General features: G+C 36.8%; 22 protein-coding genes. 13 read left to right on the top strand and 9 right to left on the bottom strand.

Going from position 1 to position 19,975, the window contains the following annotated elements; translation table 11 throughout:
* Positions 1 to 76 precede the first annotated feature (76 nt).
* Complete coding sequence (locus J7E63_RS28045; protein WP_214716794.1) at positions 77 to 292, top strand: hypothetical protein; 216 nt, start codon at positions 77 to 79, stop codon at positions 290 to 292.
* 252 nt (positions 293 to 544) lie between these two features.
* On the opposite strand, the gene J7E63_RS28040 is transcribed toward J7E63_RS28045, so the two are convergent.
* Positions 545 to 763: a hypothetical protein gene (locus J7E63_RS28040; protein ID WP_214716793.1), complete on the bottom strand. Its 219-nt coding sequence runs from the start codon at positions 761 to 763 to the stop codon at positions 545 to 547.
* A 205-nt stretch (positions 764 to 968) separates the two neighbouring features.
* On the opposite strand from J7E63_RS28040, the gene J7E63_RS30410 reads away from it, so the two are divergent.
* Positions 969 to 1,790 carry a GNAT family N-acetyltransferase gene (locus J7E63_RS30410; protein ID WP_215018464.1) on the top strand — a complete coding sequence of 274 codons (822 nt, stop codon included), beginning with the start codon at positions 969 to 971 and terminating at the stop codon, positions 1,788 to 1,790.
* A gap of 46 nt (positions 1,791 to 1,836) precedes the next feature.
* Here J7E63_RS30410 and J7E63_RS28030 read toward each other — a convergent pair whose 3' ends face one another.
* On the bottom strand, positions 1,837 to 2,058 hold the full coding sequence (locus J7E63_RS28030; protein ID WP_088087032.1) for a hypothetical protein: 222 nt from the start codon (positions 2,056 to 2,058) through the stop codon (positions 1,837 to 1,839).
* A 138-nt stretch (positions 2,059 to 2,196) separates the two neighbouring features.
* On the bottom strand, positions 2,197 to 2,514 hold the full coding sequence (locus J7E63_RS28025; RefSeq protein WP_215018462.1) for a hypothetical protein: 318 nt from the start codon (positions 2,512 to 2,514) through the stop codon (positions 2,197 to 2,199).
* Positions 2,515 to 2,752: 238 nt separating this feature from the next.
* On the opposite strand from J7E63_RS28025, the gene J7E63_RS28020 reads away from it, so the two are divergent.
* Together J7E63_RS28020 and J7E63_RS28015 are read left to right on the top strand one after the other, a co-directional pair.
* Positions 2,753 to 3,346: a DeoR family transcriptional regulator gene (locus tag J7E63_RS28020; RefSeq protein ID WP_215018460.1), complete on the top strand. Its 594-nt coding sequence runs from the start codon at positions 2,753 to 2,755 to the stop codon at positions 3,344 to 3,346.
* A gap of 58 nt (positions 3,347 to 3,404) precedes the next feature.
* The gene (locus tag J7E63_RS28015) at positions 3,405 to 4,058 is read left to right on the top strand and encodes a YcnI family copper-binding membrane protein (RefSeq protein WP_215018470.1); all 654 of its coding nucleotides are present in this window, start codon (positions 3,405 to 3,407) and stop codon (positions 4,056 to 4,058) included.
* A gap of 135 nt (positions 4,059 to 4,193) precedes the next feature.
* Here the strand turns inward: J7E63_RS28015 and J7E63_RS28010 are convergent, their stop codons facing one another.
* Entirely contained in the window at positions 4,194 to 4,931 is a 738-nt protein-coding gene (locus tag J7E63_RS28010; RefSeq protein WP_215018458.1) for a metallophosphoesterase family protein, read from the bottom strand.
* A gap of 72 nt (positions 4,932 to 5,003) precedes the next feature.
* Positions 5,004 to 6,101, bottom strand: coding sequence for an AbrB family transcriptional regulator (locus J7E63_RS28005; protein WP_251033819.1), 1,098 nt, complete (start codon positions 6,099 to 6,101; stop codon positions 5,004 to 5,006).
* A gap of 213 nt (positions 6,102 to 6,314) precedes the next feature.
* On the opposite strand from J7E63_RS28005, the gene J7E63_RS28000 reads away from it, so the two are divergent.
* Positions 6,315 to 6,827, top strand: coding sequence for a hypothetical protein (locus J7E63_RS28000; RefSeq protein ID WP_215018455.1), 513 nt, complete (start codon positions 6,315 to 6,317; stop codon positions 6,825 to 6,827).
* A 60-nt stretch (positions 6,828 to 6,887) separates the two neighbouring features.
* Here the strand turns inward: J7E63_RS28000 and J7E63_RS27995 are convergent, their stop codons facing one another.
* Positions 6,888 to 8,150 (bottom strand): MFS transporter, encoded by a 1,263-nt coding sequence (locus tag J7E63_RS27995; protein ID WP_215018453.1) that lies wholly within the window; start codon positions 8,148 to 8,150, stop codon positions 6,888 to 6,890.
* A gap of 236 nt (positions 8,151 to 8,386) precedes the next feature.
* Here J7E63_RS27995 and J7E63_RS27990 point away from each other — a divergent pair, with 236 nt between their 5' ends.
* The 4 genes from J7E63_RS27990 to J7E63_RS27975 all read left to right on the top strand — a co-directional run bounded on the left by J7E63_RS27990 (position 8,387) and on the right by J7E63_RS27975 (position 11,094).
* On the top strand, positions 8,387 to 9,193 hold the full coding sequence (locus tag J7E63_RS27990) for an HAD family hydrolase (protein WP_215018451.1): 807 nt from the start codon (positions 8,387 to 8,389) through the stop codon (positions 9,191 to 9,193).
* 145 nt (positions 9,194 to 9,338) lie between these two features.
* Entirely contained in the window at positions 9,339 to 9,902 is a 564-nt protein-coding gene (locus tag J7E63_RS27985; RefSeq protein ID WP_215018449.1) for a DUF2062 domain-containing protein, read from the top strand.
* A 128-nt stretch (positions 9,903 to 10,030) separates the two neighbouring features.
* Complete coding sequence (locus tag J7E63_RS27980; RefSeq protein WP_251033821.1) at positions 10,031 to 10,849, top strand: histidinol-phosphatase; 819 nt, start codon at positions 10,031 to 10,033, stop codon at positions 10,847 to 10,849.
* A gap of 65 nt (positions 10,850 to 10,914) precedes the next feature.
* Positions 10,915 to 11,094 carry a hypothetical protein gene (locus J7E63_RS27975; protein WP_215018446.1) on the top strand — a complete coding sequence of 60 codons (180 nt, stop codon included), beginning with the start codon at positions 10,915 to 10,917 and terminating at the stop codon, positions 11,092 to 11,094.
* A 512-nt stretch (positions 11,095 to 11,606) separates the two neighbouring features.
* On the opposite strand, the gene J7E63_RS27970 is transcribed toward J7E63_RS27975, so the two are convergent.
* The 3 genes from J7E63_RS27970 to J7E63_RS27960 all read right to left on the bottom strand — a co-directional run bounded on the left by J7E63_RS27970 (position 11,607) and on the right by J7E63_RS27960 (position 14,430).
* Positions 11,607 to 12,428, bottom strand: coding sequence for an SGNH/GDSL hydrolase family protein (locus J7E63_RS27970; RefSeq protein ID WP_215018444.1), 822 nt, complete (start codon positions 12,426 to 12,428; stop codon positions 11,607 to 11,609).
* A 304-nt stretch (positions 12,429 to 12,732) separates the two neighbouring features.
* Entirely contained in the window at positions 12,733 to 13,416 is a 684-nt protein-coding gene (locus J7E63_RS30405; protein ID WP_215018442.1) for a YhcN/YlaJ family sporulation lipoprotein, read from the bottom strand.
* A gap of 102 nt (positions 13,417 to 13,518) precedes the next feature.
* A complete protein-coding gene (locus J7E63_RS27960) occupies positions 13,519 to 14,430 on the bottom strand; it encodes an MBL fold metallo-hydrolase (RefSeq protein ID WP_215018466.1) in 912 nt (303 codons plus the stop codon).
* A 259-nt stretch (positions 14,431 to 14,689) separates the two neighbouring features.
* On the opposite strand from J7E63_RS27960, the gene J7E63_RS27955 reads away from it, so the two are divergent.
* The 4 genes from J7E63_RS27955 to J7E63_RS27940 all read left to right on the top strand — a co-directional run bounded on the left by J7E63_RS27955 (position 14,690) and on the right by J7E63_RS27940 (position 19,935).
* Complete coding sequence (locus J7E63_RS27955) at positions 14,690 to 16,240, top strand: amino acid permease (protein ID WP_215018440.1); 1,551 nt, start codon at positions 14,690 to 14,692, stop codon at positions 16,238 to 16,240.
* Positions 16,241 to 16,759: 519 nt separating this feature from the next.
* Positions 16,760 to 18,448: a DUF6044 family protein gene (locus tag J7E63_RS27950; protein ID WP_215018438.1), complete on the top strand. Its 1,689-nt coding sequence runs from the start codon at positions 16,760 to 16,762 to the stop codon at positions 18,446 to 18,448.
* A gap of 23 nt (positions 18,449 to 18,471) precedes the next feature.
* The gene (locus tag J7E63_RS27945; protein ID WP_215018437.1) at positions 18,472 to 19,464 is read left to right on the top strand and encodes a glycosyltransferase family 2 protein; all 993 of its coding nucleotides are present in this window, start codon (positions 18,472 to 18,474) and stop codon (positions 19,462 to 19,464) included.
* A gap of 9 nt (positions 19,465 to 19,473) precedes the next feature.
* Complete coding sequence (locus J7E63_RS27940) at positions 19,474 to 19,935, top strand: GtrA family protein (protein ID WP_215018436.1); 462 nt, start codon at positions 19,474 to 19,476, stop codon at positions 19,933 to 19,935.
* Positions 19,936 to 19,975 lie beyond the last annotated feature (40 nt).

The following is a 19,975-nucleotide window of genomic DNA, read 5'->3' as shown; positions in this document are numbered from 1 at the left end:
AATGCCTTTTGTCTACAATCTGAGAGGTGAATAATTCACCTCCATCTTGATTGTTTAAAATATCAGTCCTGTCTATGTGGATACATTTGATGCCATTGCTGCCAGGTACCATGAGGATGATGGTGATGCCACTGCTGCCAAGGTACCCAAGGATGTTGTTGTTGCCACTGATGATGAGTGCCATGAGGATAGTGGTGATGCCACTGCTGCCAAGGCATATAAGGGTGTTGTTGGTGCCATTGTTGCCAACTACCGTGTGGATTGTGCTGATGCCACTGTTCCCAAGGCATAAATGAGGATTGTGATTGACCATGACCATGAGTCATTAAAATTCACCTTCTTTGCAATAAATTAATTCTTTATAGCTTATGCATAGTATATTTTGATGGACATATTTCCACTAAATTTAGGCTAATTCACCAATAATTTGCACTGTCAGAAGATAAAAAAATCAGCTGTGAATATATTTCAAGGTTGTGAAAACAAAATAAAAAAAACGCACATATTAGAGATGAAAATCTAACATGTTCGTTCTTATTCTTGTTTACCGCTTTTTCTTTTTTGAATTATCTACAACAAGTTTATTTTTATTAACAACCTCTATAGAAACCAGAACATGAATATTGAGATCATCAATATTCTTAACACTTTCAACTTTTGCCTTTCGACCTTTAATTTTTAACTCTTCACCTTCGGTTGGAACACGATTAAGCAGCTGAGTTAATAAAACGTTATTTTTTTCAATAAAATGAACAGCAAACATTTTGGTCTCACCTATTTCTTATGATATATGATACATAAAAAATGCTCATATAAAATATATGAGTTAAATTTAGACCAAATTACTAATACAAAACAAAAATTGTAATAATCGCAACTTTTCAAAAGAAAAAAACTGTGTAGAATTAATATTGGGTATGTTTATTGAAAAATGAAAGATACATAAGTACGTTCGGGGGCCGACATCGGTGATTTTAAATAATGAAGAATTAGCAAGGAAAATAGAGGATATAAAAATTCAAGGGACCATGGAATACATTATTAATCGAAAGAAATTGTCACCAACTTATAATGGAGATTATTTGTCATTAGATGGAAAGGGCACTGTGTTTCAAATGGATAATTATTGTTTTGGTGTAGGGTTTGGCTTAAATGGGGATGTTTTATCCAGTGATATCGAAAGGATAGAAAACATTATTCGAAGTAAAGATAATTGTTCAAATATACATTTTGAGTTAACTCCCTTTTCTGATCAAACATTACTAAAAATACTCCAAGAATCAGGATACACTCTAGAACAATTTCTAGCTGTTTGGGTACTCAAATTAGAGGAGTGGAATCCAAACAAAGGAAACCTAAGAAATGACGAGGTTTCAATAGTAAAAGTGGGTGCTGAAGAATCATATGAATGGGCACGAACCGTTGCCCTTGGTTTTTCAAGCGACCAGAACACAACGGAGGATTCAATCGGATCCGTAAGAGGTTTTTTAAATTTATCTCGTTCAGCTGCTTTTTTATTAAAAGAAAAGGAAGAAAGTGTGGCAGGGGGATTCGTAGCAATATCTGACCAGCTCGGTGAAATGTTCTTAACTAGTACGATTCAAACACACAGAGGAAGAGGCTATCAAAATGTACTAATTGAAGAAAGAATTAAGTATGCAAAGTCTAAAGGATGTACTCATTTGACTGTGACGACAAAACCGAATAACACATCCGCCAGGAATATGGAAAGAAACGGTTTTAAATTAGCTTATAATAAGGTAATTATGAAGAGCCCGCTATTTAAGTAATCTCAAATAGAGAGGCAAAAGATTCCTTCCAAGGCTAACAGCTAGTTTATTTGACTAATATCCTTTCATTAATTATTCGTACAAAACGAACTAAATAGGAATTTATAATATAATTCCCTTGATCATTTTTCACGATAAAGTATTTGTTACGCTCCATCATTTCAACTACTTCTTGTTCAACATCTTCTTTATTAACATCTAATTCTTTTATCATTTTTTCGGTTATTATCTCATGATCAAACGTATAGCAAACTGTAAATTCCTTCAATCTAATTTTCCTTTCTGTAATTAATTGTGGTTATGAATAGAAAATCACTTCATTTTTTGCAACAATACTTCTGTAAAAAAGAAATCTACCCCTCGAATGAAGTGGGCAGAAGCCACACAAGGGGGTATCTTGTAATATCTATTTCTTCTCCACTTTGACTAACCCTTTTCCTAAATTATTCTTATCAAAATAGCATATGACCACATTATGAACGCGTATCTTATCACCCGAAAGGATGTTCTTTGAAGAAAAGATGATATCTGTTCCGTCATCACTTTTTCCGTAGTATTGCTTCCCTTTAATTTTACTAATCTTGTATTCTACCGTGGTGTACTCAGAGGAACCATTGTTTTTAGTTATAGTATTGTTAACAGGAGCAGAAGTATGATCTTTTACTAATACTAATGCTATTAAAATTGATGAGAGCACCAAAAGGATGATCACTCTTTTAATCATTGTACTCTACCTCCTTCTATGTATTTTAAGAGAAATGATAGGAATGTAAATCCTCCTATCTTCCTTATGTCTTTATACCTATTTCTGAATTCAACCACCTGTTAAGTTTTGTGAGAAAATGTGATTTCGTTGATAAAATTTCACAAGTTATTCACATTTATACCTTGTTAGTATCTTAAAGGTATTCTAATCTTAATATATAAAAGCAATTTCAACAAATCTTGAAGGAGGTGCACAATTGTTACCTATTGAACGTCGACAGCAACTATTAACTTGGTTAAATAATGAAGGAACCCTATCGATTACAGAAATTAGCAATCGTTTACAAGTTTCTGAAATGACCGTTTATCGAGATATAAAGCCATTAATAGAGGACAAAAAGGTCATTAAAACTTCAGGTGGAATCTGCATAACACAAGAAACTAACACTTCTTCAAGCGCATGTACATATTGCTTGAAGGAATCAAATAATCGCCACCCAGTTCAAATTATAACCCACGAGTTAAGGGTAGAGCACCTTTGCTGTCCTCATTGTGGCTTATTACGATATAAGGACATAGAAAAAGATGTTTCTCAAATCATTTGTCGCGATTTCCTTCAGGATACGACCATTAGTGCAAAAATGGCGTATTTCTTACTTGACGCAGATTTTAATTTAAATTGCTGCCAGCCACAAGTATTAGCTTTTGATTCATTAAAACATGCCGATCAATTTCAAAAAGGCTTTGGTGGAATTGTTCTCCGATTCGGAGAAGCCATCTTAGAAATACAAAAAAGAATGAATGGTCAAAGTGGATGTGGATGCAATAAAAAAGAGGGATTATTGGAATGAAAGTAAGAAGGAAGCTTTTACTTTTGCAGTAATTAATTAACATAGAGGAGCAAAAATGATGAAACGTACATTGAAAAAGATTTCTAAAGTGTTTTTACCAACAGTATTAGGTTTATTATTATTCTCAAGCGTGGCAAGTGCCCATGTGACAGTAGCACCGAAAACGTCGACAACAGGTGCATGGGAAACATATACAGTTAAAGTTCCCGTTGAAAAGGATATAGCCACAACAAAATTCACGTTAAAAGCACCAGCTGGAGTTGAAATTAAGTCTTATCAGCCAGTCCCTGGATGGAAATATTCCGATGAAAAAGATGCGAAAGGTATAGTAAAATCATTTACTTTCGAAGCAACAGGTGACGGAATTTTACCTGGTCAATTCCAGCAATTTACGTTTGTTGGAAAAAACCCTGAAACAGCAACTAAAGCAGCTTGGGATGCTTTTCAATATTATAAAGATGGAAGCATAGTAGAATGGACAGGGGACGAAGGCGCAGATAGTCCTCATTCCATAACTGACATTGTTGCAGGCGCATCAACGGATGATCACAACGACAATGCTAAAATGGAAGAAACGAAAAAAGAAGAAACAAAAACAGTTGAAGCTAAAAAAACAGACTCTGATAACACTAATTCACTTCCGACCATCTTATCGGTTGTTGCAGCCTTGTTATCATTAGTGGCTCTTGTATTTGCCATTCGTAAAAAGTAATACCTATTAAAAAAATGACGATAAGCTTGGAACGATCCAAGCTCATCGTCATTTTTTATGGGAATATAATCGAGGTCTATTATTTTACGTATAAAAAAGTCTGCCTGGGGTTTACCTTAGATGCGGTAAACAGAATTACATAAATTTCAAATGTTGATCGCCATAAAATATCTTTAAAATATAATCCGCATCAGGTACATTCAATCTGTTAAAACCGATCAGAAATTCTTTATTGTCATACGGCACTTCCCTAAAAGCAACAGAAATATCTCCCTGTTCACCAATCGTCACAACAGCGTAGGAGGCCAATGGCTTATAATTACAGCCCAAAGAGCTTGGGTTGAGATAGAGTCGCTCCATGGATTTAAAGTGATGGATCACGTGATGATGGCCAAAACAAACAATATCCGCCTTAGATGTCTGGTAAAAGGCGTCAAGTTTCTCCTCGGTTGGCTCTTTATCCACGGAGATAAATTTATTTAGTTCACTCAAATGGTAGTGAACAAAAAACAATCTTTTACCATTGTAAATCGATTCTAACGTGACAGGAATCTCGGTTAAAAACGGAATAAACTTATGGTCTAGATGTGCTGCAATCCATTGATGATGTACCTTTTCACTACCCCTGCTATAAGGCTCTCTACCTGCAATAATATCCAAAATAGCTTCATCGTGGTTTCCCATCACACACGAAATATCAGAACGTGAACTTAGGAGCTCAAGAACCTCATTCGTTTCATACCCAATCCCGATCAAATCTCCCAAACAATAGATATGCTCAATCTTTTCGTCCTTGTCAATCTCATTCAAAACTGCCATTAATGCCGAATAATTACCATGAATATCCGTTATGATTGCTATTTTCTTCTCCATTTTCTAATCTCCGTTTTTCCGATAGTTTACACATCTGCAAGTAATAAAATACAAATATTTGGGCCATAGGACCTAAGGGGTCTTTGCTGTATTCCTCATCCCGACTTTAAAAATCCATCTTAGAAGCGGTGGAACGGCAAAGTAAATAAAAAAGAGTCGAAAAAGTTGATAGCCGGTCACCATCGATAAATCGGCATGGACCTCATGAGCGAGAATTCCCATTTGATCCATTCCTCCAGGAGCCAAAGCTAAAAAACTGGTTGAATGGTTAATAGGGGAGTAAGCAACGAGTAATAAACTTAGCCCGATGGAGACCAAAATCATTACCATCCCACTAAGGAGCGCAAGTGTAATAATTTTTGTTTTGTGCTCCAGTTTTTCAGGCTTTAATAGCAAACCAATGTACCCGCCAATCATAAATTGAGATACATCAAGAATCGAAGCTGGTAACGCTGGACCATGCAAGCCAGATAAATGGATGACAGCTGTTCCTAAAATTGGACCTAACATATAGGGGGTAGGAAATTTTAATTTCCGAGCAAGAAATGCACAAACAACACAAATAATAGCAAACCAAATGATGGTTGGAAAAAGTGGGATTGCGGAGTCAATACCATTATTAACCAAGTCCAAAGCTTTGTTTGTCGTATTTTTAAAAAGAGGTCCCAAAATAAGAAACGGAACAAAGAAAATAATCATAATCAATCTAGCTACCTGTAGAAAGGTTACCGTAGTAATGTTAATTCCTTTCAATTCTTCGGCGAAAATAATCATTTGTGATAGCCCGCCCGGAATACTTCCAATCAACACGGTTGGATAATCGACACCAGTTAACTTAGAAACAACAAAAGCAATTCCAGCACAAAAACAAACAAGTAATACTGTCATCAGCAACATGGAAGGCAGTTTAGCCATTATTTCCAAAAGTGCTTCTTTTGTGAACGAGAGGCCAACCGAATATCCGACAATCACTAAACCTATGTCGCGAATGGTACTAGGCCAGTAAAACTGAACTTTTCTAAACCTTGAGCCAATTAAAACAGCTGCCATAGGTCCAAGCAGCCATGGAATAGGTGTATGTAGTGCAGCGAACGTAATTCCACCTATTAAAGCGATTAAAAATGAGACACAAAATCGAATCCTTTTGTCGTCATTTGCAAATTTGATCAAGCAGAACCCTTCTATCTCTATAAATTAGTAGAATATTAACAACCTTGAAGCAAGGAAACACGATATTTATGTAATTACGCGCTTAAACTATTTTATCATGCTGTGGAAATTTAATCTAAACTGGTGCCTTTGAGTGAAGTAATTTTGGGAAGAATTACACATAATAATCGAGAAAGTTTACATGGAAAATATAGCTGAAAAGGAGAGTAATATATGAAAGCACCATTTATTTTAGGACTGGGTATTACCTTCTTCTTATTAGTCCCACTTGGCATGTATACAAATATCTTCCCATTCTGCGCAATTGGCTTAACTGGTGCAGGTTTATCATTCATATTATTTAGTTTGAAAGTAAAAAATGTCTGGAAGGGATTCACAAGAGTGCAAGAATTCCCTTATATCGGCTCATCGGTCATGTGGATCTATCGCTTAGGGATTCTGGGACTTGGTGCTCTAGCCTTGTTCAGCGCTTCAGCGTTTTGGGCAGATTCACCGGCTTACATAAAAAAGAATTACACAATATTAGAAGGGATTCCTTCAAAAATTGTTTATGAGAAACCTTCAAAGGGGGAAATCCAAGGAACTATTACTGTAATAATCCATAACAAACGTTTAAATATATCTCCAAATCCACAATATCCAATCGAAAAAAATGTGGAAGGACGCCGTTTCCTGATTAACTACCTGCCAAACACCGAATGGGTCATGGATTACAAAATCGAATAATAACAGAAAAAACTAGGAAGCTCCTTATGAGTTCCCTAGTTTTTTGTTTCATTAAGAAAATTAATTTACCTGACTTTGCAAAACTTCTTGTCGTTTCTCCACGATAATCAATCCACCCAATAACCCTAGTAAGGAGAAAATGACAGGAATAATAAAACCATATTGGTATCCTATACTACTTGCAGATGCGTGGAAATGGTCTAACACTTTCCCAAAAATACTTGGCAAAAGAACAGCACTTAAAAAACCGCCCATATTGGCAAAGCCAGAAACAACCCCGACTTCTTTGATATCGAAGGATTTTCTAACAATCGCAAAGGTTAAAGCACTCGCTCCATTTCCGTATCCGATAAGAAAGAAAATAATCGTAAGCATTAAGACTGGCGGCTTTCCATTCATGAAAAGGAATGTCGCCCAGCATAAAAACACAATGCAGTGAACAATAACATACGGACGTTTAATCGAGTCTAAGCGGCTGGAAATCCAGCTCGTTAATGGAGCACCAATAATTGCCCCGAAAAGACCTACCATAATCAGTTGACTCGCATCTGAACGAGACAATCCATATACATGCATCCCATAGGGGACAGCCCACGAACCAATAAATCCTACATACGTTCCAACAGTACCAAAGTGACAGAAGAACGTGGCCCATGCTTGGCGGGTGGAAAAAATACGACGTAACAAAATCAGCGTTTTTTCACGAGGCTTTTTCTGTTTTTTAGGTATGGTATCGTTCCATTCAAAATTCTTTGGTTTTTTTACTAGGACATAGTAAAGAAGTACTCCACAGAGAACTACCATAATTCCCGATGTAAAAAATGGGGGGCGCCAGCCTGACCGTGTAATCCATGCTGAAAAGGGGACGGTCGCTAGTAAAAAGCCAAAACTCCCTGCCATTCCTGCTATGCCCAGTAATCCAACAAACTCCCTCACTTTAAACCATTGACTTAGGATTAACACTAAATTAACCCAAATAGCTGAATCACCCGTACCTACCAATAATCTAGCAAAAAGAAGCACTATTTCATTCGTGGCTAGACTATAAATTAATGTTCCTATTCCAGTAAGAAGCGCCCCAATCACTAGAAAAAAGTTGGGGCCAAACCGATCAGACAAAATCCCAATAGGAATTTGCAGACCAGCATAGGCAAAAAATTGTATACTTGTCAGCAATCCAATCGTAGAGGCTGTAATGTTGAAATCTTTCATCAGTTGATCGGAAATTAACCCTGGAGCTGTTCGTTGACTAACAATTAATAAATACGTTAATAAAATTGATACAAAAACGACCCATCTATACTTGCTATTTTGTTTTTCCAATGTTCTCTTCTCCTGTTTGCTATAATTTCCTTATTATACTATATAAATCTTAATTAGGGTCTATCGAGAGACTGGCTTTTGTCAGTGTCACTATTATATTGAAAAGTTTATTTCCGCATTTACATTGTCCGCTAATACTAATGCACTAACTTTTGATGGGAAAGGCTCATTTTATCATGAAAATGATGTTATCCCATATAATTAAGTTACACCACTATTTAAGGGGGGATTGGTTCATGAATCAACAAACCTTAATATTGGATTTAGATGACACCTTGATTCACTGTAATAAATACTTTGTAGAATCTAGAAACAGATTTGCAAATGTGATGAAGAAATGGTTTAAATCCGTTCCAAAGCAGGAAATTCTCCAAAAACAATCTGAAATTGATATAAAATGTGTTGAAATTAATGGCTTGCATTCTTCCTTATATACGCAATCCCTTGTTGCAACCTATCGGTATTTTTGCGAAAAAACGGGGAGAAAAATGAAAGCGTCTGAACTAAATCAAGTAGAAAAAATTGGTCAAAGTGTTTTTCAAAGAAAGGTGAAACCTTTTCCTTATATGTATGAAATCTTGGATACCTTACAAGCAGAGGGGCATCAATTATATTTATTTACTGGAGGAGATGAAGAAAATCAAAATAGAAAAATTACCCAATTGCGCTTAACGGATTACTTTGAAGAAAGAATCTTTATCTTTGAACATAAAACTACAGAAGCATTGCAACAAGTTTTAAACAAAATAAACGCTGATAAAAAGAATACTTGGCTGATCGGCAATTCACTCAAAACAGACATTAAGCCGGCGATTGAGCTTGGTCTAAATGCCATTCATATCCCAGCGGAGATAGAGTGGAGCTATAATATCGTGGATATAGAAATTGAACCAAGCGGTACCTATGCCGAATTAAAATCACTTGTTCAATTGCCAGAGTATATAAGAGAACAGGCATATTCTCGTGGAAAAACTAGAAGGGATTCTGTCAAAGAAATCCGGTCTCAAGAATGGGTTCATTTAAATAAAGAGGTTAAAGTGTAAATCAGTCCAATCCCAATAGATAAAGCAGAGCAGTTTCCATCATGGGAACTGCTTTATATTTCCTTAATTAATTGATTTGTTAGAATAGTAGTTATGGCTCATTTAGAGTATAATAAACTTATCATCGTAATAAGGAGATACCTACATGAGCATAAAACCAAAAAAGTATAATTTTTTGCAGCGATTTGGACGTGCTTTTAAGTTTAATATAACTAAACTTCTTCGATCTCCTGGTGGAGCTAGAAAAGTATCCTTAGGATTTGCGCTGGGCCTTGGTTTGGAAATGTTGGTTCTTTCAACAGGTTCGCTTATTTATATATTATTTGTACCGATCGTCCGATTAGCGAAAGGTTCTTTACCTGCATCCATTATTGGTAATGTCATCGGTAAACTAACCCTTCTTCCAGTAATTCTGTTACCTTTTGCAAAAAAAATTGGGAAATTGATTTTTCCTATGAAAGTAAATTTAGGCCACAAGTCATCATTTTCTTTTCAAAAGTTAATCCACGGTGATCTTCATAGTCTAATAAGTATCCTTCATGGAGGCTTCCATACTTTAATAGGTATGACCATTTTTGGGATGATCCTAAGCTTTAGTTCTTACTTTATTGTTTATCATTTTTATGAAAAAGAAAAAACGAAAAGGCTTAAAAGAAGACGCAATAAACGAGAGGCACCTCTCAATTCAATCAACCAGAATTATGTTTAATTGTTTCGAAAAAGAAAACGCCTCCACTTAACATCTGAACTAGTGGAATGTGTTTTCTTTTTTTTACTTTGATTAATCTTTTATCATATATGTACATATTAATAGGTGAGGTGATTAACGTGGACAAGTTGAATTCAAATCCCAAATTTGATTTACATACGCATCATGATCGTTGTGGCCATGCACGCGGAAAGATTCGTGATTATATTGATGCCGCGATCGAGCGAGGGCTAAGTGTAATCGGGATTGCAGATCATTCCCCATACTTTAGTAGTGACCAAGATCAGCTCCATCCCCATATCGCAATGGCAAAAAGTATGTTTCCAGAATACGTCAACGAAGTACTGCAGCTGAAACAAGCTTATAGCGATAAAATCGAGGTGCTTCTTGGAGTGGAATCTGATTTCTTCCCTGAGTCAGTGGAGATTTATCGTTCCTGTTTTGAGCCGTACCCTTTTGATTACATCATTGGTTCGGTTCACCATGTGGACGGGGTGAGTATTTTTAATAAAAAGCGCTGGAATGGGCTCACAGAACAAGAAAAAATCAGAACAAAAGAAAATTACTATTCGCTTATTGAGCAATCGGCTCGAAGTGGGATGTTTCAAATCCTCGGCCATATTGATGCCATGAAAGGATTCTACCCTGCCTTTTCATCCATCCAGACAGCTGCAGTTGAAAATACCATTAAGGTGATTGGAGAAAATGATATCGCGATTGAAATCAACACATCCGGAAAAACAAAAGATGTCGGCGGCTGGTATCCGTCGGATGATATTTTAGAGCTGGCACTTCACTATGGTGTGAAGGTAACGTTTGGATCGGATGCCCATGATCCACATCGAGTAGGGGACGAGTTTGATCAAGTTCAACGGCGCCTTAAGGAAATCGGCTTCAAGGAATGGGTTTATTTTAAAAATAAAGAGAGAGTCACAGTTAGGATTTAGGAAATCAATGCTTTGTATATTTATTCTTGAATTACAAACACTACCAGTAAAAAGGCGGTGTAATCATGGATAAAGAGAAAAAGAATGTACCACAAGAGTTTCAAAATAATGTAAATGATCATAAAAATAGCAAAACAATTCTAACAGCTAACTTAGAGGATAATGATATTAAGCCCGACAGCGCCATTATCACTGGTGGCGGAGATCCCAATCTTTCACCTGATGCGGGAAGACCTCTAATATAGTGTTAAGCGATTTATTTTTAATTAAAAAAAACACCTCCTCACATTCATTTTCCTAAAAATGAAACGAGGAAGGTGTTTTTCTGAGTTTGTTTTTAAACTGCTAAAGAGTTCTTTTTCTGAACAGGTTCGTTCTTATCATCTTTCATTCGACTGAAAATCGTTGCTAAGATTGGATCTGTAATATTTTTCCACGCACTAAAAATGGCATTAAGTGTTTCGAGTGGTGAAGATGTTCAACGTATTAGGAGCTTCCAAAGAATCAACGGGATTCAGGTTCATTTTGTCCGCATGAACCCCTCATGAGGACAGAATCAACGGGATTCAGGTTTATTTTGTCCGCATGAACCCTTTATGAGGACAGATTCAAAGGGATTCAAGCTCGTTTTGTCCGTATGATCCTATCTCTATCTCATAAATTCGGATAAACTGCCCGTTAAACTCGATTTTCCAATAACAAAGATTAGTATAAAAGCAGGGTAAAAAAACCGAAGGAAATGAATCTTCCTTCGGTTCTAAACGGAACTTTTTCTATATTGATGTTTAAATTGATAAATCATTTGCTCCGAAATAGCGGTATAACCGGCCAAATTTGGATGGACGCCATCAGGGGAAAGATTTTGCAGGTGGTCCCCGTTAATGACCTTTGTTGTTTCAATGACAATCGACCCAGGGACTTTATGAGCAACCTCATATATATTAACATTCCATTTTGGCAGCATTTTATCTGCCAGAGGGTACAGTTGGTCATCTGGTGATAATGGATTATACAATTCTAAGAATACAATTGTGACCTTTGGATTTAGCTTGATAATTCTCGATGTAATATCAGACAAATTTTTCGAGAAGGTGGTTTGCAATTGGTCATAGCTTTGAATGACGGTACGAAAATTTTGCCCGTTTGCCATTCGAAGAATATCATTGCCGCCCACATTAATTGTGACAATGTCGGATTGCTTGATCGATTCATCAAATCGACCCTCTTGAACCAAGTCATTTAATTCACTACTGGTGATCCCATTGATTCCTTGATTTTGAAATTCAATTTGTTTTGCGGTTTGTTCTGCCAATTTGCTAGAAAATAGACTGCCAAAATTTTCATTCTTTCCTGCACCGACTCCACGTATAATAGAATCACCAATCGCCAAATGGTGAATCTGAGAAGTTTTAGCCTTTCGATAATAATTGAGATAAGAGATTTGGTCAGAACTCTTATTAACCACCGCAACCGCGTGTTTTTTCATTTGGTGGATTTGGTACTGGGGATAATAAAACCACGCAGAAATACCAAGGCCAATGAGCAATACAAAAACTATTAGATATTTTACTATTTTCATACCAACCACTCCTTGAATATTCTATTATATCAAGAATAACAAGTGAAAATAAGTAGGAGTTAATTTCCAGTTAAAGTAAGGTAAATAGAGATACAACTGAAAAGTTGGTTTGAACCTATAGGATTAATTAATTGAGTATTGATATTATGTCTTTGGGTTTCAAAAAGGACGGGGGAGGAGTCTATGTACTTCCTTCTAAAAGGAAGCAATCCAACGAACATGAAATTAATCATGAGCGGTGACTGGAGAGAACAATTCTAAAGAAAAAAAGCTGCCGAAAATTTATCCGGCAGCTGATTTCCTCTTATCTAAACATCCTGTTAACAGAATTCGTAAAATCGTTCCACAGGCCATTTCTGTTTGTTCCAGTACGAATATCATTTGTATAGTTTGTCATTTGGCCGAAAGTATCGGTATCGTAAGAAATATAAACGTTGTCAATATTTCGATCAGCTGCACGGACCTGATCGATGATTTTCTGATCAAGTTTGGTAGTCCCACGGGTCCCAGTAGTAGTAGTTCCACGATTATTTCTTGTTCCATTGGTAACCGTGTTGTCAAGATTACCGGTAGTAGCACTCATATTTGTAGAGCCATTGGTTCCTGTCGTGCCGGAGTTATAGCCATTCCCATAAGTAGCATTCATATTTGGACCCGTCCCAGTTGTGCCCCTATTGGCGCGGGTTCCATTTTGAATATTATTATTTAAACTAACGGCCACATATGCATCGTTGTTTCGAATGATTACATGGGCTTGATCAACTTCTTTCAGGCTTTCAACATTACTAACGGCACGACCTGAAACACGTAAATTTTGATTAGAAACATTCCTTACGTTAACACCATTGATGGCATTGTTTCTAACATTGTTTACTCCCATATTGCCTGCATTATTGTCATTCAATGCATTCTTATTATTATTTGCGCAACCAGTTAATCCTAATAAGGTAGTTGCTAAAACAAAAGTTACCCAACTTTTTTTCACCACAGAAGTCACTCCTTTAAAAATGGACTTACAAATATATAGTGACCAATTAAAGTGGAACTATGCGAGTCAAAGAGCAGGTAAATTTAAAATTAGAAGACCCAACTAAAATACCGTTTCCCCAAGTAGAAGAACCATTAACTGTTCCTTGCGCAGCTGATGCTTTTCCCATGCACGAATTAAACGTTCCAAAGCTTCTGGCCCCGTGTCGTCGGCTAACCGATAAGTGCCATAATGCATCGGGACGAAGTTTTTTGCCTTTAATTCAATGAATGCTTTCACACTGTCTTCTGGTGATATATGGGCAGGCGCCATGAACCATTCTGGCTCAAAGGCACCAATCGGCATAAACACCGTATCAATAGTAAATCGTTCGGCTATTTGTTTAAAACCACTAAAATAGCCGGTATCGCCTACAAAATAAAGCGTTTCATCTCGTGTTTGAAAAATCCAGCCACCCCAATGAGATGTATTCATATCCTTCAGCGACCTTCTTGTCCAATGTTGAGCAGGAACAAAATGAATAGTTACTCCCCCATGTTCGGCACTCTCCCACCAATTCATTTCAATTACCCTCTGATAGCCTTTTTTGTTAAAAAGGGACTTCATCCCAGCTGGAACAAAGAATTGGGGATTACCTTTTAATTTTTTTAGAGTAGGGAAGTCCAAATGATCGTAATGGCCGTGTGAAATAACGACCACATCAATGTCTGGCAGATCTGCTAACGAGATACCAGGCTCTGTTAATCTTTTTTCAAGCCCCATCCGCTTGGCCCATACAGGGTCAGTAAGAATATTCATTCCATTAATCTGAATCAAAAAGGTGGAATGTCCTATCCATGTATATGAAGTCTGGCTTCTGTTTTCATTTAATTCTTTTACTTTTTTAGCCGGACACTGTTTAATGTTAACCGATAAATCCTTCACTTTCTTCCTTCGTTCACTCTGCCATTTCCTCATGTCCTTAAACGATTTGTAGCTCTTTACATTATCCAAATTATTGTATATCTTCATTATTACTCACCCTGATTTTCCTATAGACTTTTTTAATATCCCAATTTTAAAAACATACTTAAGGTATTTTTAATAAATTTTACTATTATAGGAATTTATTATCAATTAAGAAAAGTTTTCTTTATTTTATAGAATCAATTTGAAATGGGGGTACGGATTGGGAGCAACACGTTTTTCCATGTCAGAATCTTTTTGTAAAGCTGAGTAAATAATAACCGTTAACGTCAGTTTACAAAATAAATGGTATGGGAGAAAAAGATTAATGGAGAAAAAGCGCAAAGGACTGTCCGCATGGCAACTCACAATGATGGCCTTAGGAAGTGTAATTGGCGGGTCCTTTTTTTTAGGTTCATCAGTCGCCATTCATGCAGCAGGGCCCTCAATTTTAATATCCTATATTTTAGCAGGTGGATTGGTATATTTAATTCTATACGCCTTGTCAGAGATGACTGTAGCTAATCCTACAACAGGTTCCTTTAGTAATTTTGCATCACGAGAACTCGGTGAGGGAACAGGATTCGTTGTGGGATGGCTGTATTGGACAGGAACCGTTTTATCTATGTCTAGTGAAGCAACCGCTATATCCATACTACTCAGGGAATGGTTTCCCAATGTATCAATAGGTTTGATAGGAAGCGCGATTATCATAGGTGTAACATTGCTTAACCTATTAGGGGCTGATAAGATTGGCAAGCTTGCAAGTGGTCTTTCTGGTGTAAAAATCTTTGCGATTATTTTTTTCATCATTACGGCAATAGTACTAATTATCGGAGCACTTCCAAGTTCTCCGCCGGTTGGTGTTGGAGAGTTAAGGACAGAGCCAATCATGCCAGGAGGAATAAAGGGGATTGCGGGAAGTATGCTCCTCGTGATTTTTGCCTATGCAGGTTTTGAAATCATTGGATTAGCCGCGACGGAAGCAGAGAATCCACGAGATACGATTCCTAAAGCCATTCGTTATACGGTGTTTTCTTTGGTCGGATTGTATATCCTCTATGCTGCTGTCCTGCTGCCACTCATCCCAACAGCCTCTCTGAATGAAAGTGTAAGTCCGATGGTCTCCTCGCTTGAAAGATGGGGTATCGGTTGGGCTGGGCGGGCCATTAATCTGGTGTTAATTTCGGCCATTCTTTCAGCTATGCTGGCATGCATATTTGGTCTAGGGAGAATGATCAGATCACTCAGAGATGAAGGGCATGCACCGAAATGGCTGCAGGATGATAGGGACGTACCTTATCGAGGGATTTTATTTTCGGGATTTGCGATGCTTGTAGGATTAGGTTTTGGTCTCTTGTTTCCGAGAGTTTACTTGGTTTTAATCACTACGAGCGGCTTCGCTTTAATATTTACTTACGTGGTAATTATGGCCAGTCATATCCGCTTTCGCAAAAGGAACGGATGTCCTCCAGAAGGAATGTGTCAAATGCGCGGATATCCGTACACTTCTTGGATTGCATTAATAAGCATGATTATTGTCCTTATATGTATGCCGTTTATTCCTGGGCAGGGAGTAGGTTTGGTAGCAGGGATCGTAATGGTCGTGTTATATTCCTTGATTTATTATGTGATGCGTTTTAGCACTAGGTCCAAAGTACAAAATACGACAAGAAAAGGAAAACCTATTATGAAAAAACAACCAAGTTTTGTGACTGAATTTTCTGAGGAACTGAATGGAATAACCAATGAACAAGAGATTCTCTCGCAAAATAACGATTCGCACAAATCACAGGATTTGCTCAAGGGCAACCCAATCAAAGATAATGACGAAATGTTTGAGGAAGAAGAGAGAGAAAGAGAACACTACGATGGATGATAGATATAATTAGGTGCGATGCTTCTATTTAAGAAGGATCGCTTTTTCTTTTTTAAAGCAGGCGAGTAAAAAAACAAGTATCTGCGGTAAATGAAAGAGCGTTACAAAGAAGGGTACATTGGATACGTTCATAATATGTTTACTTTTAGACCCATGGATTGATGATTACGCCGAGAGCAATAAGGGCTATGCCAGTTACATTTACCAAACTAAGCTTTTCCCCGATAATTACCGGGATTTCACCTCCCTTTACTATGGATTTTTTAATTAACTTTTAATATTGCGTTAATACAATTTTTAGGTTATCAGACTATACTTTACCTGTATCAATATATTGAAACATTTGGTAAGTGATCATCGAATATAGAAAGATATAAAGTAAAGGAGTAAAAAGGAAATTCATTAAAATTCTTAAACTGTCTGATAATTTGGAGATGCACATAAACAGGTAGCAAATGCCATAAATGAAGCAAACGATGATATTAGTTTACGAAGAAATTTATATAATGCGGTGAAAAAATGTTTAATTTTTGGAAAAACGCTAATCAAGAGAAAAAGCATTTATACTTTGCAACACTTTTATTGATAGTTTACGTTTCGCCCTTATTTATTTTTGGGGAAAACGCCCATATAAGGGTTCATGATAATCTAGATTCTAACATTGCCTGGTATAAAGTGTTGAAGGATAGTGGCCAATTGTTTGGCGGGATCAATAGTACTCTCCCACAAATTATTAATGGCCTGCCTAGAAATGCCTTTGGTACGGAGTTCAGTGGGATACAATGGCTGCATAACTTGTTTCCCTCGATGCTTGCGTATTCTATAAGCCAAACAATCACAAGAATGTTTGCTTTTTTAGGCATGTATCTACTACTAAAGAATCATTTTGTAAAAGAAAAAGAGGCTTACCCTATCCGTGTTTGGGTATCGGTGGCTTTTGCCCTGACCCCATTTTGGCCGTCCGGTATGCTAAGTACTTTGGGAATGCCACTTGCATTATGGGCTTTTTTGAATATTAGAGAGGGTAAACATACCTGGAAAGAGTGGCTCACTCTTATATTGTTACCTTTCTATTCTAGTTTAGTGTTAGGATTTTTCTTCTTTTTATTTTTCATGGGATTACTATGGTTAAGAGATTTTCTCGTAAAAAGAAAAAGTAATTGGTGCTTCTTTTCCAGTATCGCACTAATGACAGTTATTTATTTACTGATAGAGTATCGTCTTGTTTACTCGCTAGTGTTTCCTGATGCACCAACCAGCAGAAATGAATTTGTTAGTTCAAAACTTGGCCTTTGGCACACCATCCGGTTAGTTTTTAAAAACTATTTTTTAGGCCATACACATGTATTAACACTTCACACCTTAGTAATCGTCCCTCTTTCTTTTCTAGTTCTATGGATGTTGAAAAATAAAAAGAGAGACTGGTTAGAAAAACGCTATCTTTATCTTTTCATGTTTAATATCGTTTTATCAGTTTGGTATGCTTTTTGGTTTTATAAAGGCTGGGAGCCACTTAAGGAGCGCGTCTCACTCCTAAATACATTCAACTTTGCAAGATTTCATTTCCTAAGACCTTTAATCATTTATCTTATGTTTGCAGTTGGTGCTTATTTACTTTGGAGGATGGGAAAGAATTGGCGGAGATTTGTTAAAATATGTCTCATTGTTCAGATTTTAGTCTTGTTTGCAGCAAATGATGAAATTGTCTACAGAAGTGCTGGAAAGCCCTCTGTAAAGCAATTCTATGCGACAAGCCAATTTCATGAAATTAAAAAATATATAGGTAAACCCCAAAGTAGTTACAGGGTGGCAAGTATAGGACTCCACCCTGCAATAGCCCAATACAATGGTTTTTATACACTTGATACCTATAATAATTTCTATCCCTTAGCTTATAAACGAGAGTTTCGGAAAATTATTTCAAAAGAATTAGATAAAAATCCTACCTTGAAGGAATACTTCGATGAATGGGGCGGTAGATGCTATCTTTTTGTCGCAAAATTAGGGAAAAAATTTGATTTTAAAAAAGATTCAAAGGTAAAGATTGACCATTTACAACTTAATACAAAAGTATTTAAAAAGATGGGCGGACAATATATCTTCTCAGCAGTCCCTATCTTAAATGCGGATGAAAATGGACTTGTATTCAAAAAGGCCTTTGAGCAAAGAGATTCTGCTTGGAAAATTTACCTTTACCAAGTCAAATAATGTGGTTACAGGAGTGATTCCATATGAATAAACCGGTGCTAACGATTGTGGTCCCTTGTTTTAATGAAGAGGAAGTATTAGCTGAAACTTCGGCACAATTATCTTCTGTTTTATTTGAATTAATGGAGGAGTCGCTAATTTCAATAGACAGCAGGATCCTCTTTGTGGACGATGGCAGCAGGGATCGGACCTGGGAATTAATTGAAGTGGAAAATGAAAGAAATCCAAATATAAGAGGATTGAAGCTTGCTAGAAATGTTGGTCATCAAAATGCACTCTTAGCAGGATTAGAGATAGCCTCAAAGCATTCGGATTGTGTCATTTCAATCGATGCGGATTTGCAGGATGACTTAACGGTCATCCATCAATTTATTGAAAAGTTTTGGGAAGGACAGGATATTGTCTATGGTGTAAGGGATAGCCGAGAGACGGATACGTATTTTAAGCGGACAACTGCTATAGGTTTTTATCGCATGATGGAAAGAATGGGGATTAAACTTGTCCCAAACCATGCAGATTTTCGTCTAATGAGTAAACGTGCTTTAGATGAGCTATTAAAATATAAAGAAACAAACTTATTTCTTCGTGGACTTGTTCCACTTGTAGGTTATAAATCCACAAAGGTCTACTATGACAGAAAAGAGAGGTTTGCTGGAGAATCAAAATACCCACTAAAGAAAATGCTTGCCTTCGCATTTGATGGAATGACATCCTTTAGTGTCGCCCCTATTCGATTTGTCACATTTATTGGATTTTTGGCAGTGTTAATAAGTGCCATAGCAGAGGGCTATGCGATCACCCAAGAAATATTAGGTCACACCGAATCCGGATGGACTTCTTTAATTATTTCCATTTGGTTCGTTGGAGGTTTACAAATGTTGGGTATTGGTATTATTGGGGAATATATCGGTAAAATCTATCATGAGGTTAAAAGACGGCCAAGGTATGCAGTTGAAAAAGATTTGTACACAAATTTATTAGAAGTGAAACAGCAGAGTGAAGCAGTGATAAATTAGGAGTCGGTTATGAAATATTCATTCGTTCGATTTATTATGGTAGGCGTTGTTAATACTGTCGTTGGGTTATCCGCCATGTATCTTCTTTTACATGCCCTTGGACAATCCTATTGGATAGCTACTTTCTTTGGCAATTCAATAGGGGCCTGTGTCAGTTTTCTTTTGAACAGAAATTTTACATTCAAAAGCAAAGATTCAGTTTCAAAGAGTGCTGTCCGCTTTATTATTGTTATCTTGGGCTGCTATTTCATTTCTTATGAAATGGGAAGAAGTTTTGTCGAATGGATTCTAAAGAAAAATGAGTTCTTCAGTCAGGTTGTTAAAACCGATATCTCAGTCCTAATAGGTACCTGTTTGTACACGCTGTTAAATTATTTTGGGCAAAAGCTGTTTGTATTTTCAAAAAAGGATACAACAAGAAATTCAAACGGGCGGAATAATAGTAAATATATCAAGGAGCTTCATAAATAAAAAGGCCCGAACTCAGTAAATGAACTATAACCCGAATATT

The organism is Bacillus sp. ISL-75, assembly GCF_018613095.1.
The sequence above is the reverse complement of the archived record's forward strand: the minus strand, read 5'-3'. Positions and strand labels throughout refer to the sequence as shown.